Source organism: Arthrobacter flavus (assembly GCF_039526005.1).
Taxonomy (GTDB): domain Bacteria; phylum Actinomycetota; class Actinomycetes; order Actinomycetales; family Micrococcaceae; genus Arthrobacter_D; species Arthrobacter_D flavus.
In genome coordinates, this window is record NZ_BAAAIJ010000013.1 from 101471 (window position 1) to 125593 (window position 24123).

General features: G+C 65.1%; 26 protein-coding genes. 11 read left to right on the forward strand and 15 right to left on the reverse strand.

Annotated elements, in window-relative coordinates; all coding sequences use genetic code 11:
• Positions 1 to 15 precede the first annotated feature (15 nt).
• The 5 genes from ABD059_RS05375 to glsA all read right to left on the reverse strand — a co-directional run bounded on the left by ABD059_RS05375 (position 16) and on the right by glsA (position 6582).
• On the reverse strand, positions 16 to 732 hold the full coding sequence (locus ABD059_RS05375) for a polyamine aminopropyltransferase (RefSeq protein ID WP_343878332.1): 717 nt from the start codon (positions 730 to 732) through the stop codon (positions 16 to 18).
• Between the two features lie 20 nt (positions 733 to 752).
• On the reverse strand, positions 753 to 2852 hold the full coding sequence (locus ABD059_RS05380) for an iron ABC transporter permease (protein WP_343878333.1): 2100 nt from the start codon (positions 2850 to 2852) through the stop codon (positions 753 to 755).
• Positions 2853 to 2859: 7 nt separating this feature from the next.
• Complete coding sequence (locus ABD059_RS05385) at positions 2860 to 3840, reverse strand: iron-siderophore ABC transporter substrate-binding protein (protein WP_343878334.1); 981 nt, start codon at positions 3838 to 3840, stop codon at positions 2860 to 2862.
• Positions 3841 to 3866: 26 nt separating this feature from the next.
• Positions 3867 to 4697, reverse strand: a complete 831-nt coding sequence (locus ABD059_RS05390) for an ABC transporter ATP-binding protein (protein WP_343878335.1) — start codon at positions 4695 to 4697, stop codon at positions 3867 to 3869.
• A 70-nt stretch (positions 4698 to 4767) separates the two neighbouring features.
• Positions 4768 to 6582, reverse strand: coding sequence for a glutaminase A (glsA, locus tag ABD059_RS05395; protein WP_343878336.1), 1815 nt, complete (start codon positions 6580 to 6582; stop codon positions 4768 to 4770).
• Between the two features lie 76 nt (positions 6583 to 6658).
• On the opposite strand from glsA, the gene ABD059_RS05400 reads away from it, so the two are divergent.
• Positions 6659 to 7246, forward strand: coding sequence for a helix-turn-helix domain-containing protein (locus tag ABD059_RS05400; protein WP_343878337.1), 588 nt, complete (start codon positions 6659 to 6661; stop codon positions 7244 to 7246).
• 16 nt (positions 7247 to 7262) lie between these two features.
• Here ABD059_RS05400 and ABD059_RS05405 read toward each other — a convergent pair whose 3' ends face one another.
• The gene (locus ABD059_RS05405) at positions 7263 to 7889 is read right to left on the reverse strand and encodes a DUF1028 domain-containing protein (protein WP_343878338.1); all 627 of its coding nucleotides are present in this window, start codon (positions 7887 to 7889) and stop codon (positions 7263 to 7265) included.
• Between the two features lie 132 nt (positions 7890 to 8021).
• Between ABD059_RS05405 and ABD059_RS05410 the strand changes: the two genes are divergently transcribed.
• The 6 genes from ABD059_RS05410 (at position 8022) to ABD059_RS05435 (ending at position 14960) form a co-directional block, all read left to right on the forward strand.
• The gene (locus ABD059_RS05410; protein WP_343878339.1) at positions 8022 to 9557 is read left to right on the forward strand and encodes an ABC transporter substrate-binding protein; all 1536 of its coding nucleotides are present in this window, start codon (positions 8022 to 8024) and stop codon (positions 9555 to 9557) included.
• Between the two features lie 41 nt (positions 9558 to 9598).
• Entirely contained in the window at positions 9599 to 10555 is a 957-nt protein-coding gene (locus tag ABD059_RS05415) for an ABC transporter permease (protein ID WP_343878340.1), read from the forward strand.
• On the forward strand, positions 10552 to 11466 hold the full coding sequence (locus ABD059_RS05420) for an ABC transporter permease (RefSeq protein WP_343878341.1): 915 nt from the start codon (positions 10552 to 10554) through the stop codon (positions 11464 to 11466). Before ABD059_RS05415 ends, ABD059_RS05420 begins: the two co-directional genes overlap by 4 nt.
• A complete protein-coding gene (locus ABD059_RS05425) occupies positions 11463 to 12461 on the forward strand; it encodes an ABC transporter ATP-binding protein (protein ID WP_343878342.1) in 999 nt (332 codons plus the stop codon). Before ABD059_RS05420 ends, ABD059_RS05425 begins: the two co-directional genes overlap by 4 nt.
• Complete coding sequence (locus ABD059_RS05430; RefSeq protein WP_343878343.1) at positions 12454 to 13446, forward strand: ABC transporter ATP-binding protein; 993 nt, start codon at positions 12454 to 12456, stop codon at positions 13444 to 13446. Before ABD059_RS05425 ends, ABD059_RS05430 begins: the two co-directional genes overlap by 8 nt.
• Positions 13447 to 13634: 188 nt before the next feature.
• A complete protein-coding gene (locus ABD059_RS05435; protein WP_343878344.1) occupies positions 13635 to 14960 on the forward strand; it encodes an Nramp family divalent metal transporter in 1326 nt (441 codons plus the stop codon).
• A gap of 146 nt (positions 14961 to 15106) precedes the next feature.
• On the opposite strand, the gene ABD059_RS05440 is transcribed toward ABD059_RS05435, so the two are convergent.
• Genes ABD059_RS05440 through ABD059_RS05475 form a run of 8 tightly spaced genes read right to left on the reverse strand, consistent with a single transcriptional unit; the run spans position 15107 to position 18845 of the window.
• Positions 15107 to 15472, reverse strand: coding sequence for a hypothetical protein (locus ABD059_RS05440; RefSeq protein WP_343878345.1), 366 nt, complete (start codon positions 15470 to 15472; stop codon positions 15107 to 15109).
• Positions 15465 to 16064, reverse strand: a complete 600-nt coding sequence (locus ABD059_RS05445; protein ID WP_343878346.1) for an Asp23/Gls24 family envelope stress response protein — start codon at positions 16062 to 16064, stop codon at positions 15465 to 15467. Before ABD059_RS05445 ends, ABD059_RS05440 begins: the two co-directional genes overlap by 8 nt.
• The gene (locus ABD059_RS05450; protein WP_343878347.1) at positions 16061 to 16627 is read right to left on the reverse strand and encodes an RNA polymerase sigma factor; all 567 of its coding nucleotides are present in this window, start codon (positions 16625 to 16627) and stop codon (positions 16061 to 16063) included. The genes ABD059_RS05445 and ABD059_RS05450 overlap by 4 nt, the downstream gene beginning before the upstream one ends.
• Positions 16624 to 17223, reverse strand: a complete 600-nt coding sequence (locus ABD059_RS05455) for a hypothetical protein (protein ID WP_343878348.1) — start codon at positions 17221 to 17223, stop codon at positions 16624 to 16626. The genes ABD059_RS05450 and ABD059_RS05455 overlap by 4 nt, the downstream gene beginning before the upstream one ends.
• The gene (locus ABD059_RS05460; RefSeq protein ID WP_343878349.1) at positions 17220 to 17801 is read right to left on the reverse strand and encodes a DUF6286 domain-containing protein; all 582 of its coding nucleotides are present in this window, start codon (positions 17799 to 17801) and stop codon (positions 17220 to 17222) included. The genes ABD059_RS05455 and ABD059_RS05460 overlap by 4 nt, the downstream gene beginning before the upstream one ends.
• Positions 17798 to 18187 (reverse strand): hypothetical protein, encoded by a 390-nt coding sequence (locus ABD059_RS05465; protein WP_343878350.1) that lies wholly within the window; start codon positions 18185 to 18187, stop codon positions 17798 to 17800. Before ABD059_RS05465 ends, ABD059_RS05460 begins: the two co-directional genes overlap by 4 nt.
• Positions 18184 to 18375, reverse strand: coding sequence for a DUF2273 domain-containing protein (locus tag ABD059_RS05470; RefSeq protein ID WP_343878351.1), 192 nt, complete (start codon positions 18373 to 18375; stop codon positions 18184 to 18186). The genes ABD059_RS05465 and ABD059_RS05470 overlap by 4 nt, the downstream gene beginning before the upstream one ends.
• A complete protein-coding gene (locus ABD059_RS05475; protein ID WP_343878352.1) occupies positions 18372 to 18845 on the reverse strand; it encodes an Asp23/Gls24 family envelope stress response protein in 474 nt (157 codons plus the stop codon). Before ABD059_RS05475 ends, ABD059_RS05470 begins: the two co-directional genes overlap by 4 nt.
• 279 nt (positions 18846 to 19124) lie before the next feature.
• Here ABD059_RS05475 and ABD059_RS05480 point away from each other — a divergent pair, with 279 nt between their 5' ends.
• The 4 genes from ABD059_RS05480 to ABD059_RS05495 are packed head-to-tail and all read left to right on the forward strand — an operon-like array spanning position 19125 to position 22885.
• The gene (locus tag ABD059_RS05480; protein WP_019481953.1) at positions 19125 to 19766 is read left to right on the forward strand and encodes an ABC transporter permease; all 642 of its coding nucleotides are present in this window, start codon (positions 19125 to 19127) and stop codon (positions 19764 to 19766) included.
• Positions 19759 to 21063, forward strand: coding sequence for an ABC transporter ATP-binding protein (locus ABD059_RS05485; protein ID WP_343878353.1), 1305 nt, complete (start codon positions 19759 to 19761; stop codon positions 21061 to 21063). Before ABD059_RS05480 ends, ABD059_RS05485 begins: the two co-directional genes overlap by 8 nt.
• A complete protein-coding gene (locus ABD059_RS05490) occupies positions 21060 to 21842 on the forward strand; it encodes an ABC transporter permease (RefSeq protein WP_343878354.1) in 783 nt (260 codons plus the stop codon). Before ABD059_RS05485 ends, ABD059_RS05490 begins: the two co-directional genes overlap by 4 nt.
• Positions 21842 to 22885 (forward strand): glycine betaine ABC transporter substrate-binding protein, encoded by a 1044-nt coding sequence (locus ABD059_RS05495; RefSeq protein ID WP_343878355.1) that lies wholly within the window; start codon positions 21842 to 21844, stop codon positions 22883 to 22885. Before ABD059_RS05490 ends, ABD059_RS05495 begins: the two co-directional genes overlap by 1 nt.
• Before the next feature lie 6 nt (positions 22886 to 22891).
• Here ABD059_RS05495 and ABD059_RS05500 read toward each other — a convergent pair whose 3' ends face one another.
• Positions 22892 to 24037: an EAL domain-containing protein gene (locus ABD059_RS05500; protein ID WP_343878356.1), complete on the reverse strand. Its 1146-nt coding sequence runs from the start codon at positions 24035 to 24037 to the stop codon at positions 22892 to 22894.
• Between the last annotated feature and the right edge of the window lie 86 nt (positions 24038 to 24123).

Here is a 24123-nt window from a genome sequence, read left to right on the forward strand (position 1 = left end):
CCGGGGTGCGCGGCGTTATCGGGGCTTGCGGCCCAGATACACGGTGTTGGTCGAGTCCCTGCCCTGCAGCGGGTTGTCGAAGCTGACGACGTCGGCGCGCACGTCGGTGAACACCTCGCCGAGGACGGCCAGGTACGCGTCGTCGGGCGGGTCATTGGACCAGAGCGCGAAGATCCCGCCCGGGTGCAGATGCCCGGCCAGCCGCCGTGTGCCAGCCGGGTCGTAGAACGGTGAGTGGCTCGGGTGGAGGACGTGCCGGGGGGAATGGTCGACGTCGAGAATCACCGCGTGGAACAGCCTCGCCGGTGTCTCCGGGTCGAATCCCTCGGCGGAGGCCGCCAGCGCGAAAAAGTCGCCGTGGACGTAGCGGCACCGCGGGTCCGCGGTTAGCGTCTTCCCGGCCGGAATCAGTCCGGTCTGGTGCCACTCGATCACCTCGCCCAGCGCCTCAACGATCAGCAGCGACCGGGCCTTCGGGCTGTCCAGGACTGCCTGCGCCGTGTAGCCGAGGCCCAACCCGCCCACGACGACGTCGAGTCCGTCGCCTGGGAGTTCGGCGAGAGCCAGTTCGGTGAGCTCAATCTCGGCGACGGTGAACAGGCTGGACATCAGGAAATCGTCGTCGAGCTTGACCTCGTAGACCTCCTTGTCGAAGGTCCGATCCCAGCGCCGTCGCAGACTGATCTCGCCGAGCCGTGTCTTTTTCCAGTCGAGTTCCTCAAACATCACCATCCGCCCAGTCTGTCAGGTGCTCAGGTGTTCCGGCGGCTGCGGTAGAGCAGATAGATGAAGTACGGTGCGCCGAGGATCGCGGTCAGCAGCCCGGCAGGAAGCTGCGACGGGGCGATCACCGTGCGTCCCAGCAGATCCGCGAGGCAGACCAGCAGGGCGCCGAGCAGCATCGCCGTCGGCAGCGCCAGTTTGTGCCGGTGGCCAATCAGCGCACGCGCCGCGTGGGGGGCGACCAGACCGACAAAACCGATCACACCGATGCCCGCCACCGCAGAGCCGGTCAGCACGACGACACAGACAATCAGGATGGCCCTGGCCTTCGGGACGGGGATACCGAGCAGGCGGGGCGTGTCGTCGTCGAGGGCGAGGAGGTCGTGGGTGCGGTGGGCGTTCGCGATGATCGGTGCGGTGAGGAGCAGGGCGACGACCATCGGGACCAGGTGCTGCAACGATCTGCCGTAGGTGGAGCCGGAGAGCCAGGTTAGGGCCTTCGCCTCGTTCCACGGATCGGTCAGCACGATCAGAAGGGTGATCCCTGCGGTGGCTGCGGCCGAGACGCCGAAGCCGATCAGGATCAGCCGGTCCGTCTGCAGCCCTCCGCGCAGCGCGAGGCCGAAGACGACGGCGGCGGTCACCGCGGCGCCCAGGCCGGCGCCGGCGCTGATCAGCCAGAAACCGCCCAGCGGAACGAACGTGATGACGGCGATGGCGCCGAGACCCGCGCCGCCGCTGACGCCGAGAATTGCAGGTTCAGCCAGCGGGTTCCGGGTCACCGCCTGCACGGTAGTTCCGGCCAGTGCCAGCGAGGCGCCCGCCAGCAGGGCGGCGCCGACGCGCGGTAGCCGGGTATCCATCACATTGGAGACGATGGGCCCGGCCTGGCCGGTAGCCCAGTTGACCAGGTCGCCGAGCAGAAGTTTGGTGTCGCCCAGTAGCACGCCGGCAAGCGTGGTCACTACGGTGAGGATGGCGATCACCAAGATGGTCAGCACCACCCGGCCACGGGAGAGGGGCCGGGCCATACTGATTCGACGTGGTTCCCGCACCGGCCCGGCGGTCCGCAGGCGTTGCGCCAGCAGGACCAGAAAGACCGCACCAAACAGGGTAGTGACTACTCCGGTGGGCACTTCAACGGCGGTTTGCGCACCGACCAGCGCACGAAGGACCACATCGGCGCCCAGCACCAGGACGACTCCGGTCAGGGCTGACACGGGGATCATCGCGGCGTGTTTGTGCAACCCGGGCACCGCGGCGGCCGCAAGCCGGACCAGGGCAGGGGCGGCGAGGCCAATGAACCCGATGGGCCCGGCCATGGTTACGGCCGTCGCGGCCAGTAACACGGTGAGGGCGATCGCGATGACCTGGGTGCGGCGCACATTGACGCCCAGCATGCTCGCCTGGTCGTCGCCGAGGGTGAGCAGGTCCAGGGACCGCGAGGTGAGCAGGAGGATGAGGATGACGACGCCGGCGAGCGGGCCCAGGAGCAGGAACTTGTCGATCCCGCTTTGACCGAGGGACCCGGCCTGCCAGGCGTAAAGTCCGCGGGTTTCCTGGGCGAAGAGCAGCAGGAGGGTGGTGGTGAGGGCGCTGAAGGCCAACGCGATGGCCGAACCCGCCAGGACCAGTCGCACCGTCCCGGCGGCACCCATGCCGGACAGCAGGAGCACCAGCGCGGCGGCCGCCAGCCCGCCGGCGAAGGCGACGCCAACGGCGCCAAAGAGTGGCAGGGGCAACCCGAAGGCTGCCACTGCCACTACGGCCAGGTGCGCCCCGGCGTTGACCGCGAGGGTGTCTGGCGAGGCCAGGATGTTGCGGGAAACCGACTGCATTACCGCGCCAGCCACGCCTAGGGCGACGCCCACCAGGATGCCCGCCGCGAGGCGGGGCACCCGTGAGGCAGTCACCACCGCGGTGGCTTGATCGGTGGCCCCGCCGGTGATCAACTGCCACAGATCCGACAGTGTCACCGCCGCGGTGCCCTGACCGAGATGAATCACCGACAGGACGAGCACAGCACCCATCAGCGCAGCCACGACAGCGAGCAGGGACACGCGTGGTCGGGTGCGCTCCGGTACCCGCGGGGTTGCGGGGGTCCGGTGGGTGAGGGTCGTCTGCGGCATGGACGGGCTAGTTCAGCGCGTCGACGGCAGCGTCGATGATCTGCGCCATTGAGCTGGGGCCCCCGAAGGTCCAGATGGAGTCAGGGAAACGCACTACCTTGTCCTCGGTCACGAAGGGGAGGTCCATCCAGATGGCGTTATCGGCGAGCTCCTCTGTGTAGGGATCGCCGAACGCGTCGTTGGCCATGTACCAGAAGTGGGTGTCGCCGAGTTCGGTCAGCCCTTCGACGTCGGTCTGTGCCAGCCCATAGGCCGGGTCGCCCTCCATGGACCAGGCGTTCTCCAGCCCGATCTCGGCGAAGACGTCGGATACCAGCGAACCCTCGGCGTAGGGGCGGATGGAAACGCTTCCTGCGTCGACGTACGAGTCGGAGAAGGCGACAGCGTCGCCGGCGGCTCCCGCTGCCTCAACCGCAGCGCGGCCCTCCTCCACCTTGGCCTCGAAGGTGGCCTTCAGCTCCTCGGCTGCGTCCTCGGTGCCCGTGGCCTGGGCGATCAGGTCGATGGTCTCGAACATCTGGCCGATGTTGTCAGCGGCGTCTCCACCGGGGACCACGATCACGGGGATGGTCTCTTCAATCTGTTCGATGGCTCCGTCGACCAGCGAGTCGGTGACGAGCAAGAGGTCCGGTTCCAGCGCGACGAGGGTGTCGATGCTCGGCTCTCCGCGGGTGCCGATGTCGGTGACTGTGTCGTCCAGCGGGGCTGAGCTCACCCAGGTTTCGTAGCCTTCGATGTCCGCGGCGCCCACCGGCATCACGCCGAGTGACACCATGTTTTCGATAACTCCCCATTCGGAACCTGCCACCCGGGTAGCCGGGCCGTCGAGGACCACTTCCTTGCCACGGGAGTCGACAATCGTGATGGACTCGCCGGATCCGGTGTCGGCCGACGCATCGCTGGAAGCGGTGTCCTCGGTGGTGCCGCAGCCGCTGATGGCCAGCAGGGCCCCTGCCGCCAGGGCAGCAAGAAGTGGTGTTTTACGCATGGTGGTTCTTTCTTTAGGAGTTCGAGCTAATGGGAGAGGGAGAGATAGGTGTGACGACCTACGGCTCGGGTGGTGAGCGACCCGGTCGCCGCGTCGACGGTCACGTCTACGCGGACGCCGAAGGCGCGGGTGAGATTCTCGGTCGTCAGCACCTGGGCTGCCGAACCGGCCGCGGTGATGGTTCCTGCCTCCAGCAGAACGAGGTGGTCGGCGATGGCTGCCGCCTGGTTCAGGTCGTGGAGGACGACGCCGACTGCCACCCCATGCTCGACGGCAAGGTCGCGGATGACATCGAGGATCTCGACCTGATACCGCAGGTCGAGATAGGTGGTGGGTTCGTCGAGGAGTAGCACCTGGGTATCCTGCGCCAGGCAGGACGCCAACCACACCCGCTGGAGCTGCCCGCCGGACAGGGCGGCCACCGGTGAGTTAGTCAGCTCGTGGGTGTTGGTGAGCCGCATGGCCCGATCTACCACTGAGGCGCCGGCGGGGTCCTTGGCAGTCCACCGGCTGCGGTGCGGGTGACGACCGTAGTCGACCACTTCCTTCACTGTGGTGCCGCCGGGGGTGGGGCGGCCCTGGGTAAGGAGGGTGACACGCTTGGCGAAGTCCCGCGAGGACAGGGCAAGGGCGTCGACGCCGTCGCCGAGGGTGACCGACCCACTGTCGGGACGATGCAGCCGTGCCACGGTGCGCAGCAGCGTCGACTTACCGCTGCCGTTGGGCCCGATGAAGGCAGTGACCTTGCCCGGCTCCACCGTGAATCCTGCGTGGTGCACCGCGGGACGCGAATCGTAGGAGATGGTCAGATCGACGGCCGAGAGCCCGGCGTCGAAACCATTAGGAGCAGAGGTCATTGCTCAAAGGTAAGGCATGCCTAACCTAAAGTGCAATAAATAGAGTACGAAGACGTTATCTAATTATTGCCTAGTCGCGGACGCGGACAGCTGTCTCCCGCAGGTACAGGTCCACGCGGGTGTACGCGTCCCGGGTCAGGGCCTTCCAGAGCTCGACGGCGAGTCGCGGATCCTCCGATTCGAGGCTGGCGATCGCGTCAGCGGTGAGCACCATCACCTTCACCCCGCCCACTGCCTTCACTGTGGTCTCCTGCCGGTCATCGCTGCCGAGCGCCAGTTCACCGAAGGTCATGCCAGCGCTCAGGGTGGTAAGGCGGACCCGGTCGCCGGTTGGTCCAGGGACCGAGGTGGAGATCTTCCCGGACAGGATGAAGAACACACCACCAAACCGCTGGCCGACCCGGCGGATCACGTGGCCGTCGTCGTACTCGCGTTCTTCCATCCGGTCGGCGAGGGCCGCCGCGTCCGCGCCCGTCAGGGGACTCAGCGCCGGGCAATCGGTGACTTTCACCACCGAGGGTAGGTACAGGTCGTCACCGTAGGCGGCAATCAGTTGGTCTTCACACCACTCAACGGCTGCGGTACGGGTGTCGAATGTCGGCACCTCGCGGTCCACGTCCTCGAAGGTGGCGGCGAGGGCGCCGTCGCTGTCGATCAGGACCAGTTCCCGGCCCTCGGCGACGAGGTTCTCCCGCGCTTCACCCAGTAAACGCAGGGAGACGTCGGCTACTTCGTCCACCCGGCGCAGGTCGAGGATGATGAATTCGATGGTCTGGTCGAGGGAGCTCAGCTCGCGGATCATCGACTCGGTGCCAGCGAAGAGCAGATCGCCGTTGAGCTCGATCACGCGGGCCCGGTGGCCGTTGTGGCGGAGGATGTCCATGGCCTCGTCGTTGCGGCGGATGCCCGACGGTGATGCCGAGATGTCGTAGGTGGACCGAATGGCCGACTTGCCGGTGCGGGCCGCCCGCACGAAGTGCAGCTCCATGTCCCGGGACAGCCGTTGGCTGGTGGCCATGCCGCGGACGCTGCTGCCGTGCTCGTCCAGGGGAGGGGAGTACACGGCCAGCCCCACCTGGCCAGGCAGGACCGCGATCGTGCCGCCGGCGACTCCGCTCTTGGCGGGCATCCCGACGGTGCTGATCCAGGCGCCGGCGTCGTCGTACATCCCGCACGTGGTCATCACCGACAGGACCCGCTCGATGGGCCCGATCTCCATCACCTGGCGGCCGGTGAGCGGGTTGCGTCCGCTGTTGGCCAGGGTGGCCGCCATTACTGAGAGGTCGAGGCAGTTCACCAGGACTGAACACTGCCTGAAGTAGTCCTCGATCACCGGGGTGGGGTCGTCCTCGATGATGTCGAACGAGCGCAGCAGATGCGCCAGGGCACGGTTGCGGTGGCCGTGCTTGAGTTCGGACTCGTAGATGTCGGTGTTGACGCTCAGCTGTCGCCCGGCGAAGGCGGAGTAGGTGTTGAGGATGCGCTTGAACCGCCCGTTGCCGCCCGACCCTTTGATCAGGGAGGTAGCGGTCAGGGCGCCGGCGTTGATCATCGCGTTGGAAGGGCGTCCGGTGCCTTCGGCGAGGGAAATCTCGTTGAACGAATCGCCGGAGGGTTCGACGTCGACCTTCTCGTCCACCGCGTCCATTCCCAGGTCAGCGAGGGCCAGACCGTAGGTGAAGGGCTTGGAGATGGACTGGATGCTGAACTCGTCCCGGGTGTCTCCCACCTCGTAGATGTAGCCGTCCACGGTGGTCAGGCAGATACCGAAGTTGTCCGGATCGACGTTCGCCATGGCGGGGATGGTGCTGTAGGGCTTGCCATCCTTGAGCTCGGCGATCTCCTGATGAATGCGCTTGAGGTAATTTTCAATAGGAGAGTCCATGAGAGCAACACTAGGCGATTGGCGCGGTCTTTCTGGGCGGGGTCGGCGGGCCCGGGCATTGTGTACGCTGAAAACCATGGCAGAGGTAACTGATGCGGCAGCCTACGGGCTGGCGGCCCTGGGTGGGAGCATCCGCGCGCTGCGCAAGCGGCAGGGCCTCAGCGTCGGTGCGCTGAGCCAGCGGGCCGACGTCAGTTTCGGTGCGCTCAGCCAGCTCGAGCGGGGCAAGGGGAACCCCTCCTTCATCACCCTGAACAAGCTCGCCGAAGCCCTCGGCATGCCGTTGACCCAGTTGATGCATGGGGCTCACCGGCGCGATGACATGGTGGTCAGGGCGGGGGAGCGCCAGCAACTGCCGCCGATGGGCGACGCCGGAGACCAGCCCCTGCGCGAGCTGCTCACCCCCGGGATGCACGCCTCGCTGCAGGTGATCCGCACCGTGTTGCCCAGGAACTTCTCGAATGAGGGCAAGGCTTTTCGACACCTTGGCATGGAGTGCGTCATCGTGGAAGCCGGGCTCCTGTCGGTGACGCACGGTGACCGTCAGGTCGAACTGGGTCCCGGGGATGCCATGACTTATGAGTGTTCGACTCCCCACTGGTGGGCCAATGCGTACGACGGCGAAACAGTAGTGCTGGGGGCCGTCACCCCCCTGGAGGTCTAACCCCACGGACGGGTGCTCAACCGGCTGCCCACACCGCCAGGAGCCGGGCCAGCTCGGTCAGCGGATCCGGTGAGTCATCCACCCGAAGATCGATCAGCAGGTCTGGCGGAGAGATGTCGCCGGCACCGTTCGCACACACCAGCAACGATGCGCTTTGTTTCCCCCGCGAATCTCCACCCGCTGCCTCCCCGGCCTGTAGCGCCACTACCAGGGTCTGCGCGAGGGCCAGCGTGCCGGCGGGTGGAATGGTTGCCAGCTGCCCGGCCATGGCGCCGAGGACTGCAGGCCCCGTCAAAAAGTTCCCTGCGACAACGAAGTCCTCTCCCACGATGGATCCTGCCCAGTCGGTGCAGGCGTCGCCCGTGTGGACCGCGCCGGATCCGTCGAGGGGGAGGAGCGCCACCTGGCGCTTGTCCCAGCCGTCGTCGCTCGCTGCCAGTCCGGCAATTGCCGTTTCAGCCCCTTCTCCCCGCCGGAGTCCAGCCAGTGCGTGGTGCCGGAGGGATCGGTTGGTCCAGGCCTGCGAAATTACTGCGCCGACCCCTGGGGCCAACGCCGGTACGGCGTTGCCGACGGCCAGCGAGTAGCTCGCAGTCGCCACCGCAAGGCAGTGTCCGCTGCGGGCCAGCACTGAATATGTCATGCACATTTCCCCTTGGTCACAATTTGGATCGAATATGGCTGGTTTCGCAGAACAGCTTGCAAGTGGGCTGCGTCACTCAACATAATGATACTTACATCATCAAAATGATCATAGAAGCAGATGGAGACCACCATGAAAAAGCAGCGCACCGTTCTGGCGCTAGCCTTCGTCGGGGCACTCACGCTGAGCTCCTGCTCCGCGCAGGAAGGCGTGGACCTGGGCGACGGCGGCGGCGGTGACAGTGAAAACGGCCGCAACCTCGTTGCCGCGATCGCTGGCGAACCCGACCAGCTCGATCCCCACAACACCAGCGCCTATTTCTCCTTCCAGGTGCTGGAGAATGTCTACGACACCCTGGTGGCTCCGGACGAGAACCTGGAGATGCAGCCAGCGCTCGCGGAATCCTGGGAAACCAGCGACGACCAGCTGACCTGGACCTTCACCCTGCGGGACGATGTCACCTTCCATGACGGGTCCGAGTTCACCTCGGAGGACGTCGCCTACTCGTTCAACCGCATCATCGACGAGGAACTCGGCAACGCCTACCGGTTCGGTGCAGTGGAATCCATCGAGACCCCTGACGAGCAGACCGTTGTCATCAAGGTGTCCTCACCGAGCCCTAACCTGCTGTCGTCGATCGGTGGCTTCAAGGGCATGGCGATCGTCTCCGCGGAGAATGTGGAATCCGGCGACATTCAGGACACGCCGATTGGCACCGGTCCCTTCGCCTTCGATTCGTACACCACCGGTGACTCGATCTCCCTGACCGCCAATGAGGACTACTGGGGCGGTGCGCCTGAAATCCCAGGGGTAACCTTCCGATTCATCTCAGAAGGCACGACGGCGCTCGCTGACCTTACCGCCGGCCAGGTGGATTGGACTGACTCCATTCCAGCGCAACAGGTGACCAGTCTGGAGAGCAACCCGGATGTCGAGGTGGGCATGGTGCCCAGCAACGACTACTGGTACCTGGCTCCCAACCAGGCCAGCGCACCCTACGACGACGTCAGGGTGCGCCAGGCGATTGCCTACGCCATAGATCGTGATGCGATCACCCAGGCAGCCAGCTTCGGAAACGCGACAACCAATCAGCTGGCGATCCCCGAGTCCAGTTCCTGGTACACCGAATACTCTGAATACTCGCTGGATCTGGAACGTGCCCAACAGCTGATGGATGATGCGGGGGCGTCGGACCTCGCCATGGAGCTGATGGTCACCACCCAGTATCCGGAGACGGTCACCGCGGCAGAGGTGATCGCTGACAACCTGTCGCAAATCGGAATCACTGTCGACATCCGCACCCTTGACTTCGCTACCTGGCTGGACGAACAGGCCAACGGAAACTTCGACATGCTGATGCTGGGGTGGCTGGGCAACATTGACCCGGACGACTTCTACTACAACCAGCATCACAGCGAGGGCAGCTCGAATGCCCAGGGATATTCGAACCCTGAGGTGGACCAGTTGCTCGACGAAGCGCGCACCGAAACAGATGTCGCGGCACGCCAGGGTCTCTACGACCAGGCAGCAACGCAGATCGCTGACGACGGTAGCTACATTTACTTGTACAACCCGGACGTCATCCAGGCCTGGTCGCCAGCGTTGGAGGGTTACGAGCCCCGCAGCGACCGCGCCATCAGGTTCGCCGATGTGTCCTTCGCCGAGTAACTGCTGACCCCGACCACGGTTAGGAAGACCAGGAAGCCACCATGAACAGGACGTTGCTGTATTTTCTTCTCCGCAGGCTGGGGCACACCGCCCTGGTGCTGGTCGGAGTGATGGTGGTGGTCTTCACCCTGGTCCATCTGGTACCGGGTGACCCGGTGCGCGTCGCGCTGGGCACCCGGTATACGGAGGAATCCTACAACGCGCTGCGGGCCGCATCAGGGCTCGACCAACCACTCCTGGTGCAATTCTTCTCCTATGTGGGTAACGCCATCACCGGCAATCTGGGGGTGAGCTTCCGCAATGGTGACCCGGTCACCCAGGTGCTCCTGGCACGGCTCCCCGCCACCCTGTCCCTCGCCATCGCCGGAATGGTGGTCGCTCTGCTGATCGCCGTCCCGCTGGGGTTGTACGCCGCACTCAACGAAGGCAAAACCAGCGACGGCATCATTCGGGCGGTCAGCCAGTTCGGGGTGTCAGTGCCGGACTTCTGGATGGGCCTGCTGCTGATCATCCTGTTCTCCTCGGTCCTCGGGTGGCTGCCGCCGTCGGGGTACGTCCCCCTGACCGAGGATCCGCTGGGCTGGTTGAGTCGGGTCACCCTCCCTGCGGTCACCGTGGGGCTGGTTGCCGGGTCCATCATGACCCGGTACATCAGGGCCGCCGTCCTGGACGTGATGGGAGCAAGCTACATCCGGACCGCCCGCTCCAAAGGCCTGAAACGGAACGTGGTGATCGGCCGGCATATTGTCCGGAACGCCCTGGTGCCCGTCCTGACCATCGGGGGTATCCAGATGGCCACCATGCTGGGCGGGCTGATCGTGGTGGAGGTGGTCTTCGCCTGGCCCGGCCTTGGCCGGCTGGTGTTTGACGCCGTCGCTGCCCGTGACTACGCGGTCATCCAGGGAGCTGTGCTGCTGATTGCGGCAATGTTCCTCCTCATCAACCTGATCGTGGACCTGCTCTACGCCGTCGCCGACCCAAGGATCCGCGTCTCATGACCACTACCCCAGCGGCAACGCCTCCGTCCGAGCCCCGCGCACCGGTGACAGACACCCGAATCAGCGCGCTCCGCCTCGTGTTCCGGAACAAGGTCACCGTGGCCGGCACCGTGGTCCTCGCCGTCGTCGTGTTCGCCGCAGCCTTCGGACCGCTGCTGGCGCCCTACGGCATCAACGACGTCGATGTGCCAAATGCCCTGCAGCCGCCGAGTGGGCAGCACTGGTTCGGCACCGACGAACTGGGCCGCGATGTGTTCTCCCGGGTGCTCGTCTCGGCCCGGGTATCGATCCTGGTGGGGTTGGTCTCGGTGGGATTTGCGCTGCTCGTCGGCGTCACCCTGGGGTTGCTCGCCGGATTCTACGGGAAGTGGCTGGACACCGTGGTCATGCGAGCCGCCGACGTCCTCTTCGCTTTTCCCGTGCTGCTCCTCGCACTGGCCATTGTTGCGGTGCTGGGGCCGGGACTGACGACGGCGATGATCGCCATCGGCGTCGTCTATACGCCAATCTTCGCCCGCGTCACTCGCGCCTCGACCCTTGCCGTCCGGGAAGAACCATTCGTCAAAGCCTCTATTTCGATCGGTGCGAGCAGCTCGCTGATCCTGCGGCGTCACATCCTGCCGAACATCACCGGGCCCATCATTGTGCAGACCTCGCTGTCCCTCGCCTTCGCGATCCTCTCCGAAGCAGCACTGTCCTTCCTTGGCCTCGGGGTGCAGCCACCAGATCCCTCCTGGGGCAGGATGCTCTACGTCGCCAAGGACTTTCTCAGCGACGCGTGGTGGATGAGTTTCTTCCCGGGCGCCGCGATTTTCCTGACCGTGCTGGCGTTCAACCTGGTCGGTGACGGACTGCGCGACGTGCTGGACCCGCGGCAACGGACCGCCATCGAAGCAAGGAGTGGACGATGACTGATGCAGTCCTTGACGTACGCAACCTCAATCTCAGCGTGGGCCGGGCCAACATTGTCAACGACGTGTCGTTCTCCGTCTCCCAGGGTTCAACCCTCGGGATCGTCGGCGAATCCGGTTCCGGTAAGTCAATGACAGTGCTCGGCGCAACCGGTCTGGTGGACTCGCCGCCCGCAGTAGTCACTGGCACGTCGACGATTGATGGGGCCAACCTGGTGGGCTTGAGCCGCGCCAAGCTGCAGAAGATCCACGGGCGCCGGATTGGATTTATTTTCCAGGACCCCTCAACCTCCCTCAATCCCGTCCTGACCATTGAACGGCAACTGACCGAGGGGCCCGAAACCCACCTTGGCATGACCCGGCGGGCGGCCAAACGCAAGGCGCTTGACCTGCTGGAGGCAGTCGGAATCCCTGATCCGGGATCCCGCCTGGGTGCCTACCCCCACCAGCTGTCCGGCGGGATGAAGCAACGGGTGATGATCGCCGTCGCTCTCGCCTGCGATCCCGCGCTGCTCATCGCAGACGAACCGACCACCGCCCTGGACGTCACTACCCAATCGCAGATCATGGCCCTGGTGCGATCCCTCCAGGAGCGGGTTGGTATGGCGGTCGTCTGGATCAGCCATGACCTGGGTGTGATCTCAGGGGTTGCCGAGGAAGTCGTGGTCCTGTACGGAGGGCAGGTGGTGGAGCAGGCAGGGATTCTCGAACTGTTCAGGAATCCGTTGCACCCCTATACACAGGGTCTGCTGCAGGCACGACCGACCCTCGGCAGCACTGCGGAGCTGGTGGTGATCCCGGGCAGTCCGCCCGATCCGAAACATCTGCCCGAGGGATGTGTGTTCTTCGACCGCTGCCCGCTCCGCCTTGATCCACGATGCGAAACCGAACGGCCGCCGCTCGCCGCGGTCGGAGCGGATCACCTGGTGAGGTCCTTCTGCGCCACCAGCGGATCCGACCGGATCTCCAACGCCTGGGAGGCCTCCCGTGTCTGATACCCCATTGCTCTCAGTCCAGGATCTGCAGGTCCATTTTTCCGTCTCAACCCCCACCGGACGCGGTACTGTGCACGCGGTGGAGAACATCTCCTTTGACCTGCGCCGGGGCGAAACCCTGGGGCTGGTGGGAGAATCAGGCTCCGGCAAGTCGACCATTGCCAACGCCTTGATGCGCTTGGAGACACCCACCGCGGGAAAGCTGCTGCTGGACGGCAAGGACGTCACCCGGGTCAAGGGCAGGGAACTCAAAGAGCTGCGCCGCAGGATTGCCATGGTCTTCCAGGACCCCTTCTCGGCGCTCAACCCCCGGCAGACCGTCGGCGCTTCGGTAGCGGAACCGCTCGTGGTGCACGGACTCGCGGGCGCCGCTTCGTCCCGGCGCGCGAGGGTCAACGAGCTCTTTGGGCTGGTGGGGCTGCCTGAGCGATTTGCCGACAGATACCCCCACGAACTGTCAGGTGGACAGCGCCAGCGGGTCTGTATCGCCCGGGCACTCGCGGGGGAACCGGACATCATCATCCTGGATGAGGCGACCGCTTCCCTCGACGTATCGGTGCAGGCACAGATCATGAACCTGCTGAAACGGCTCCAGGCCGATCTGGGGTTGACGCATCTTTTCGTCGCACACGACCTTGCGGCCGTTGAGTACATGAGTCATCGGGTGCTGGTGATGTATCTGGGCAGGCTGATGGAGCTCAGCCCGAAGGTCGAGCTGTACCGTGCGCCCGGCCACCCCTACACGCAGGCGCTGCTATCGGCTATTCCGCTCGCTGACCCGCTCCAGGAACGCAACCGAGAACGGACGCTGCTGCAAGGGGACGTTCCCTCGCCGTTGAATCCGCCGTCCGGATGTGTCTTCCGTACCAGGTGTCCGTTGGCAATCAGCGAGTGCGCCGACGTCGTCCCGGAGCCAGTCGTCCTGGGCGAGGACCACGTCGCAGCCTGTATCAGGACGGCGGAGGTACCGCTGCTGAACCGGTAGCTCCCGGGCGGATCTCCTGGCTGGGACGAATACCTATCCTGCGACAGGAACGGGCTACGAAAAAGGTAACGGGGCGCGGATGCCTGAGCATGTGCCTCACCTCACAGGCCGAATCCGGATTCATGAGAGGATACCTAGGGTCCGACCGTCTGTCGGCGCTCAGCTCCCCCCAATCTGAAGGATCCTTGATGCCCGGCGACATGCCCCCCGAGAAGCTCGGCCCCGTGACCGCAGAAAAGCTCAACCACTCGGACCGTGTGGACGACGACGGTGGCAAACCCGCCAAATGGAAAATTGTGGGACCAGGGCTGGTGGTTGCTGCCACGGGTGTGGGCGCCGCCGACATGGTCGCCACCTTGGTAGCTGGATCCCGCTACGGGTACGGCCTGCTCTGGGCGGTTATTCTCGGCGTGTTCCTGAAGATCATTCTGGTGGAGGGTGCAGGACGGTTCACGCTGGCCACCGGCTACACCATCTTCGAAGGCTGGCGTTCGCTCGGCAAATGGACCACCTGGTACTTCGGGCCGTACATCATGATCTGGGGCTTCGTCTACGGGGCGACGGCTATGTCGAGTGCGGCGCTGCCCCTCGCCGCATTGTTCCCGATCTTTCCTCTCTGGGTCTGGGCCATCGTCATGGGCCTGGCCGGGTTCGTGATGGTCTGGTTCGGTCGATACGCCACCTTTGAAAAGATCACGGCAGCCCTGGTGGGCATCATGTTCGTCACCGTGGTGGGCCTGGCCATTATCGCGGCGCCCAACCTCCCCGAGATGGCCACCGGGCTGGTGCCGATCATTCCCGAGGGTGGACTGCTGTACACGCTGGCGCTCGCCGGCGGTGTCGGGGGGACCATCACGCTCGCCGCTTACGGCTACTGGCTGCGAGAGAAGGGTTGGTACACGCCCAAGTGGATGAAGGTTATGCGCATCGACAATTCGATGGCTTACGTGATGACCGGCATCTTCGTCATCGCCATGCTCATTGTTGGCGCCGAAGTGGTCCGCTCCGCGGGAGTCAGCCTTAGCGCCGGCGATGAGGGGTTGCTTGACCTGTCCACGGTTCTCCGCGAAGAGTACGGCGACGTCGTCGGGATCGGCTTCCTGATCGGGTTCTGGGCAGCATCGTTCTCGTCGATCATCGGCGTCTGGAACGGCGTGTCCCTGATGTTCGCCGATTTCTGGGGCAACATCCGGGGCAAGGAGTCGGGCCATCCCGACACCCGGGTGGGCGGCAAATACTTCAGGTTCTACGTCCTGTGGCTGACTTTCCCGCCAATGATCCTGTTTGCGCTGGGTCAGCCGATCGGGCTGATCCTTGCCTACGGTGTCCTCGGTTCACTGTTCATGCCGTTCCTCGCCGTCACCCTGCTCGGGCTGCTGAACGGGAAGCGGATCCCCAAGAAGTACGCGAACAAGCTCCACACCAATATCGCGCTCGCCGTCGTCGCTTTGCTGTTCATTGTGCTCGGCATCAACCAGCTGGTCGGCGCCGTCGCGCCCCTGTTTGGGAGCTGACCCCGGGGGTTGGTAGCCCCGACTGTGACAGAAACGGCCCTGAGACTCAGACCTGCCGGGTGCAACCGGCGAAGATGAGCCTCGGGGCCGTTTTTCGCTCCGGTGTCCGTTTCTGGCTGGGGATTGCAGCGCCGGGGGAGCGGCCGTTAGAGAAACCGGACGTCGCTGAAGCCGCACACAGTGATTTCCACCGAACTCACCGAGCCGAGAGACTCCACCGAGCTGGGCTCGACCAAACCCGGGGCGGCCCCGGCCAGGCCGCCCAGCTCCGCCCGGACCGCGGCGGCCACACGGCGGACCAGCAGGGGTGCAGGGGTGCTTGTCAGCGCCGCTATCCGGGCCCTGATGACCAGCCCGGAATCGCCGGCGTCAACGGCGACCATCGTTTCATCGGCGCCGAGCGCGCTCGCGATACCGGCGAGCACTGCCGACCGGGCCGGATACAGGCCAGCAACCCCTTCCACCCCAACGATGATTTCCTGGGCCCGAAGGGCTACCTGGTCCTTATTCATTCACCTCTCCCTTCCGGTCTGGACTGACATGCTCGTGGACATCGGTTACCGTCACGTCGACCGAGGTGAGGTTGAGCTCTGAATGGGTGGTGATCATCGCCGCGATCCGCGTCCGGAGGGACTCGATCATGGCGGGGAGCGGGTAGCCGAAAAAGGCCGTCACGTTCACTTCGACTCTGACGTCGGCGCCAGGGGTGGTGATGTCGCCGTGCAGCCGACATTTACCGATGGTTGCGCCGTCGACGTCGTCGCCAATTCTCCGGATGAGAGCCAGCAGGCTCCCCTCGGTTTCGAAGAAGTCGTCCTCAGGGTGCTCGCTGGCCAGCGGAACGCTCCGCCCGGAACGCATTTCCAGCCGGAGGTTGCCCAGGATCGATTGGAGCCACGGCTCATCGGCCGATCCGGCCTGTTCAGTGTCGGCTGCCGAAAGTAGCCCACTCAGGCGGTGCAGGGAACGAAGCCCCGCCAGCCCGGCCTGGCACTCGGGGCACCGCAGGTAGTGCTGCTCGGCTGCGGACTGTCCGGTCCGCAGGTACTCGTCAAGCTCGTCGAGGCTGTGGCCACAACCGGGGTCAGGGAACTCGTTACTCATCGCCAGTCCTCCATTTCCTTCATCAGGGTGGTGCGTGCTCGCGACAGCCGACCGCGAACGCTGTCGGCCGTGATGTCCAGCGTCCTGGCAATATCCTCGTAGGATTGCCCGCCCATTTCCTTCAGCACCCAGCATTGCCGTTGCTCTGGTGGAAGCCTTTGCAGGGCTTCCACCAGGGAACGCATCTGGGTGTCCTGCTCGACGGCCCGCACGGGGCCGGGCGCATGGTCGAACGGTTCGACGTCGTCGAGGTGGACGGTGGTCTTGCGTTTCCGGACCAGGTCGATGCTTTTGCGGCCGCAGATCCGCATCAGCCACGGCTTGACGGCTGAGCCGTCCTGCAGGTTGCCAAGCTGGTTCCAGGCCTGGAGGAGCGTTTCCTGCACCGCGTCGTCGGCGTCAGCCGTTGACCCGGTGAGACGGCGCGCGTAGCCGCGCATGAGTGGTCCGTAGCGCCGGGCGAGCGCTTCGAACGAGGCCACATCACCGTCGGAGGCCCGCTCCACCAGGAAGGAATCGGCCGCAGCGTCGAGGTTGAGGCGCGGACGGTCCGGGAGCGTCAATCGACTCTCCGGGTACGGGTGAACCGGGTCCTTGCCCCGTTCTGCACGCTCACCAGAACGGGAATGCGCTCGCCAAGCAGCGTGTCCAACCCTGCGATGGCTTCGTTGGCTGCTGCGACGATGGCGCCCGGGGAGGCGCCACGACGTGGCTGAACCCTGACCCGGAGGCCGGTGTGGCGGCGCACCCGCCAGGAGGACACTGCAACGGCGAGGACCTGGTCGTTTTCTTCCAGTGCAGTCCGCAGCGCGTCGGCCACCAGTGACGTTTCCACGGTGGTCTTGCCCGATGCGGATTCCTGCCGTCCCACGGTGCTCGTGCGGCCGCCGCCCTGGGAAGCGATCCACCCGACGAGCAGGGCGGCGCACACGACCATCAGCGCCAGTGCGGCGATGGTCCACCAACTGGTGTCGGCGGTCAGGGGCGCGGACGCCAACAGCCCGGGAAACCCGGTGACCGCGGAAGTGCCGATAGAGGTCCAGGACTCGGCAGCCTCCGGTACGAGGCCCGCCGCAGCGGTCAGCGCACCGATGGCCACCAGTGTCAGTCCAAGGACAGCGAGCAGCATGCGGTTTAGCCAACGATGTGTGGAACTCATATGCCTAACGCTCCTTCGTGCCTGATGTTGATCCTAACCGTCGGCTCCGGACGGATGCCGTAGTCCGACAACTCCTCCTCGACGGCCGACCGGATGGTCGACTCATTGAGCGGCGACCCGCTGGTCGGCCGGACGTCCACCGTGATGCGCCGCCGGTCGACGCGGGTGGACACCTGGTCCGGGTCCAGCCCGGCTTCCCGCCGGGTGCGCCGTGACACTGCGGCAGCGACGACCTCCGAATCGACGACAACGGCCGTCCGGTCCTGGTCGACCACATGCAACGCTTTGGTCCCGGGGGTCACCGCGATCAGGAGAATCACCAACCCGATGACAGCCAATCCGATGCCGGCTGCGGCCAGTGCCCAGGGGAGCGTCGACTGTGGCAGGTCCGCCGCCCACTGAAGTAGTGACGGAGGACTGGCGACCAGCGGAGGCTGATTCAGCAGGGATAGCACAGCCTCGGTTCCCAGCCAGGCCACCCCCAGCAGGCCAACGACGGCGGCTGTCACCGATGCGCCAGCGCGGGAGGAATGGGTTTCACGGCGCACAAGCCGCCGGGTGTGCAGCACTTCGCTCATGCCAGTTTCCGTTCCGCTGGTGGGTGCATGCCGGTGAGCCGGATATCGATCCGGCCCACCTCCGACCCGGTCACCCGAGCGACCGATGCCCGGATTCCCGAGCGGGCCTTCTCAGCCCGTTCGAACAGTGTTCCCCCGCCCCGCTGCACGTCCTGGGGGTTCCGCGCAGCCTGGAGGAGGGTGGGGGCGGGGAGTGGGACCGACGCGGTCACGCCGAGGGCGCCGCCGTCGTCGGCCAGACTGATCCGCACGTCCCGACGCGGGACGCCAAAGGCCTCAGCGATGACAGCCTCGGTGGTGTGGGTCAGCGCCGCCTTGGTGACGCGGGTGTGCCCGTTGCGTCCGGTCCCGTTGCGTCTGGCCGGGGCCGGGTTCGCCGCGGTCATGAGGAGGAGCGCCTGCCCCGCAGGGCATCGAGTACCGAGCCGAGGTCAAGCTTCCCTTCGGCGGTACGCCCGACGACGGCGCCGATCGCCATGAACAGTGCCACCAAAAGGAAACCCCAGAAGCCGAAGATCAGTGCAGCCAACGCGAGGGTGGCGCCGACGGCGATGCCTGTGGTGGTGGGGCTCATGAGACGCGCGATTCTGCTGGTGTGGTTGGGGCGTCGTCGCCGGTGTCGTCCCCGGGGACATGGATATCGGTGACTGTCACGTTCACCTCGGTGACCTCCATACCCACGAGGTCCTCAACGGCCGAGTAGATGGCGTCGCGAACCTGGCCAGCGACGTCCTTGAGCGGGTGCGGATACTCGACGACCAGGGTGATGTCGACGGCAACCTGGGTCTGGCCAACCTCGACGGAAATACCCTGGGTGTGGTCCTTCTGACCCACCGCGTCCCGGAGGGACCCGAGAGCGCGGGCAGCCCCGCCGCCCAGCGCGTAGACGCCCGGAATGTCGCGAACCGCGATGCCAGCGATCTTCGCTACGACGTTGTCGGCGATGGCGGTGGTGCCACGGCCATCGTCATTCGGGTTCTTCCCGACGACGGTCCCCGTGGTCGGCTTGGAGGCCTGGGTCTTGTCCTGGGGCTGAGTAGTCATGAGGTGGCTCCTTGGTCAGTATCGGTTAATGTTCCGGTCAAACGGGTGCCCTCACATCAAGCGCACCTGCCTCTAAGACGGAGCGATCGGAATAATGCTCACGGTCCTGATAAAGTGAGGCGCGTCACATTGAGAATGTGTACCAATCGTGACCACTGCGTGACGGTTCCTTAATATAGCTGTGCGTAGGGTGTAGTGAAGGCATATTCACCGTGCCTAAGTCTTTTCCGGAATTTTGCCTGCAGGCTGACACGTAACCAATGTGAAGAGGGTATTGATTTGTTGGATTTCTTTGGAGACCGGCTGCCTCAAATCCTGTTCGCCAGCTGGCAGCACTTCTCCCTGGTCGTCCAGTGCCTGATTCTCGGGACCGTGATCGCGGTGGGAATCGCTGCGCTGGTTTACCGCAGCAGCACCTTCAGATCGATTGCGAACAGCGTCTCAGCGGTAGGCCTCACCATCCCGTCCTTCGCCTTCATCGGGCTGATGATTGCACCCTTCGGTTTTGGTGTGACTCCCGCCGTGATTGTCGTGTCCTTTTTCGCCGCGCTCCCGATCCTCCGGAACGCCGTGGTGGGGCTGACTGGTATCGACAACTCGATCGTCGAATCCGCCCGGGGGATCGGCATGAGCCGGTTCCGGACCCTGCTGCAGGTGGAACTGCCACTGGCCTGGCCGGTGATCCTGGCCGGCATCCGGGTGTCTGCCCAGATGGTGATGGGCATCGCCGCGATTACCGCCTACGCGCTCGGCCCCGGCCTCGGCGGCTTCATTTTCTCCGGGCTCTCCCGGCTGGGCGGCGCCAACGCGCTGGAATCAGTGGCCACCGGCGTCATCGCCGTCATCATTCTTGCCCTTGTGCTCGACGTCCTGCTCATCGGCCTCGGCCGACTAACCACTCCGCGAGGTATCCGTGTCTGAGACCCTTTCCACAGCAACCGACAACACCTCGAACTCCGGACCTTCCGGGATTACCGGCGCCAGCATCCTGTTGGACAAGGTCACCAAGCATTACCCGGGCCAGGATTCCCCGGCCGTTGACGGTCTCACCCTGGAGATTCCGGCAGGCAAGATCGTCATGCTGGTGGGTCCATCCGGCTGTGGCAAAACCACCACGCTCAAGATGATCAACCGGCTCATCGAGCCCACCGAAGGACGGATCGTCCTCGACGACGACGACGTCACTGACATCAACGGCGACAACCTCAGGCGCCGGATCGGCTACGTGATCCAGGCTGGTGGACTGTTCCCGCACATGAGTGTTGCCACGAACATTGGGATTGTGCCGAAAATGCTCGGCTGGAGCAAAGAGAAGATCGCTGCGCGGGTCGATGAACTGCTGGAACTGGTCTCCCTGGATCCCGCCCAGTACCGGGACCGCTTCCCCAAGGAACTCTCCGGCGGGCAGCAGCAGCGCGTCGGCGTTGCGCGTGCTCTGGCCGCAGACCCACCCGTGTTGTTGATGGATGAGCCGTTCGGCGCCGTCGACCCGATCACCCGGCAGCGGCTGCAGGACGAGCTCCTGAACATTCAGGCGGAGCTGCAGAAAACCATCGTCTGCGTCACCCACGACTTCGACGAAGCGGTGAAGCTCGGCGACTGGATCGCCATCTTCACCGACGGCGCGCAACTGGTGCAGTACGACACTCCTGAACGGATTCTCGCGAACCCCGCCAACGAATTCGTCGAAAACTTCATCGGTTCAGGGGCCGGGCTGAAGCAGCTCACGCTGACCCGCGTCAATGAAGTGGATCTTGCCGAGGCAGTTGTCGCCAACAGTGGCGACCTCGCCAGCGACGTACTCTCACGGCTCGACGACGCACGGCACGACCACGCCGTCATTGTCGACCAGAAGAACCGCCCCATCCAATGGCTCACCCGCCGCCAGCTCACCCGGATCGACCGGGTCAGCGATGACCGGGACGCCAAACTCCCCGTCGTCGGCGACCGTGCGACGCTCAACGATGCGCTGGACACCATGCTGGTCTCCAGCGCTGGCGCGGCCCTGGTTACCGGGAAGCGCGACACCTTCCTCGGCGTGATCAACGTCGAAACGGTCATGGATGCGATCGGCCGCGCCCATACGCATGCCCGTTCAGCGCACTCCTCCGGGCGTCCGGTGGGCGTCAATACCGGGACGCTGCAGGCAGTCGAGAGTCAGGGCGGCACAGTCGACGACGACGATCCGTCCCTGTCGGCTGCGGGATCCGGCCAGTGAGCGCTGCCGCGCCGGCCCAGACTGCCCAGGCCGTTACCGCCGAGGCGGATATCGCCGGGCCGTCCTGGCGTCCACTGGTCTACCAGCTCGCCGGCATCCTCGCGGCTCTTGCCGCGTTGATCGGGTGGGCTCTGACTGCTGACCTGTCGGAGACCGAACTCAACACCCTCAACCCAAACACACTGCTCGGCTACACGCTTGAACACCTTGCCCTGACGGCCGTGTCAGCGGTCATCGTGCTCGTCATCGCCATTCCGCTGGGTATTCTGTTGACCCGCGGGCCGTTCCGGCGGCTCACCGGCCCGGTGCTCGCCGTCGTCAATATTGGCCAGGCTGCCCCGGCGATCGGCTTGATTGTGCTCCTTGCCTCCTGGCAGGGCTTCGGTTTCAACGCCGCCATCATCGCGCTGGTCCTCTACGCTCTGCTGCCCGTTCTCCGGAACACGATGGTCGGCATCAATCAGGTGGATGAGCGTCTCGTCGAGGCCGGCCGGGGCATGGGGATGAGCGCCACGGCCGTCCTGGTCAAGGTGGAGCTGCCACTGGCGGTCCCCGTAATGCTCGCCGGGATCCGCACCGCACTGGTGCTCCTCGTGGGCACCGCCGCACTCGCGGCCTTCATCAACGGTGGAGGGCTCGGGATTCTCATCATCACCGGAGTGAACCTCAACCTGGTCAGCGTCCTCGTGGTGGGGTCGGTCCTCGTGGCACTCCTGGCTCTTCTGGTCGACTGGATTGGGCGCGTCGTCGAGCATGTCGCCCGCCCGAAAGGACTCTGATGCTTTTTAGTACCACACCGAACCGCGCCGTGCCCCGGCGGGCCCTGCGGCGTGCGGCCGGCGCCGCAGCTGTCCTGTCCGCGGGGCTGCTGGCCACCGGTTGCGGTCTGCAACCGGCCACCTCCTACGTCCCCGCAGCAGGCCCTGGCAGCATTGCGGAAATCGTCGACGGGGAACCCCTGACGGTTACCTCCAAGAACTTCACCGAACAGCTGATCCTCGGCAAGATCGCTGTCCTCGCTGGCCAGGCGGCTGGATTCGATGTCACCGACCTCACCAACGTTCCCGGCAGCCAACCCGTCCGAGAGTTGCTCCTCGCTGGCCAGGCCGATATCACCTGGGAATACACGGGAACCGCGTGGCTCACCTACCTCGGCATGAGCGAAGGGTTCCCCAACCAGGAGGAGCAATTCGCCGCAGTCTACGAGGCTGACCTGGCGAACGGTTTGACCTGGGGGGACACCGCGCCCCTGAACAACACCTACGCGATGGCAATCCGCACCGAAGCGATCGAGGATCTGGGGGGAATCAGCACCATCTCCGACATCGCTGAACTGCCGGTCGAGGAAAGGACGTTCTGCGTCGAGGCGGAGTTCAACTCGCGCCCGGACGGCATGAACCCCATGCTCGCCCACTACGGGATGGCCCGGGGCGAAGCGGACGGCGTCCCCGATGACAACATCAGCATCTTCGATACCGGGGCCGTCTATACGGCTACCGACAACGGGGACTGCAACTTCGGCGAAGTATTCTCAACCGATGGGCGGATCGATGCCCTTGACCTGACCATCCTTGAAGACGATTTGGGGTTCTTCCCCGCCTACAACGCGGCACCGGTCTTCTACACCGAGACGCTCGAACAGCACCCGGGTCTGGAAGAGGTCTTCGGCACGATTGCCCCGACTTTGACCGACGAGGCGCTGCGGGCCATGAACCTGCGGGTCGACGTCGAGGGCGAGGAACCCGCGGATGTCGCCTTCGACTTCATGGTGGAGCAGGGCTTCATCTCCGAGCCGGAGGGGCCGCTGGGTTCCGACAGCTGAGGCCCGCTAGGGCTGGCTCGCCGTGAGGGCGGTGATCATCCGTTCCAGGCGGGCAACCCCGGAAAACCGGCCAGCATTGTCGGTGACAAGGAGTGGTTCGAACCGGTGGCCCGGTTCGCGGGTGATCGACCGGTCGAGGGCCGCAGTCAAGGGTGTGTCCAGATTCGCCCGCATCCCCTGGCTGACAACTCCCAGCGCCGCGGCATCGGGTGTGAGCAGGGAGACTGGCCGCAGCTCGGCATCAATCAGGACCACCGCAGCCAGTCCGGGATCCGCAGTGAAAACCTCGTGGGCCTGGGCCAGGCTCAGCACGGCGGGGGCTGGCTCGACGACGTCGCGGAGCACCGTCTTCGTCACCCTGACCTGCCGCGCGGCAAGACGGTGCGCCAACTCGAAGTCGATTCCTGCCCAGGGCGGTCCCGGCCGGGCAAGCAGGTAGCCCTGTACCAGCGGTACACCGAGGCTGGCCAGGGTATCGAGCTCCTCCAGACGTTCCACGCCCTCCGCAAGAATCCAGGCGTCAACCCGGCTGGCGAAGATCCCCAGCATTTCGATCAGGGCCCGTTTTGCCTCGTCCCGATCAACGTCCTGGACCAGTTCCCGATCGATTTTGATCATTGACGGGCGCAACTGCAGCAGGTGTCTCAGGCCGGCATAGCCAGCACCGGCGTCGTCGACGGCGATCTGCGCACCCGCCGAGCGCAACTGATGCAAATCAGGTTCAAGTTCAAGGTAGGAATCGATGGGGGTCTGCTCGGTCAGCTCGACAATGAGCCCACCCAGGTTCCCCTCCTCCCGCCACACGCTGCGGATGCTCTCGGAGGTCAGAAGCTCGGGGGAAACATTGAGGGTGAGGAAACAGTTCCCGGGCAGGCTGGGACGGGCGCGGAGCGCAACCCGGAGCGCCGCCGATTCGAGGTCGGCGGCCCGGCCGTGGCGTCGTGCGGCCGCGAACCAGACTTCGGGATTTTTCTCGCAGAAGCCCGGGAACCGTGCCAAGGCTTCGTAGCCAACGACGATGCCGCGTGCGGTGTCGATGATGGGCTGGTACGCCGCGGTCAGTCCCTCGCCTCGGCAAGCGCGCGTCAGCAGCTCCTCCCAATCCGGTGGGTCGCTGCTGCCGGATTGGGAGGAGCTAGCTGCGGGTATCAACTAACCCCGGGTTTTCATCGGATGTGTGGTTCGGGGCGTGTTTAAGCAGGGAAAGAGTGCTCTGACTTGGGAAAATAGTGGTGTCT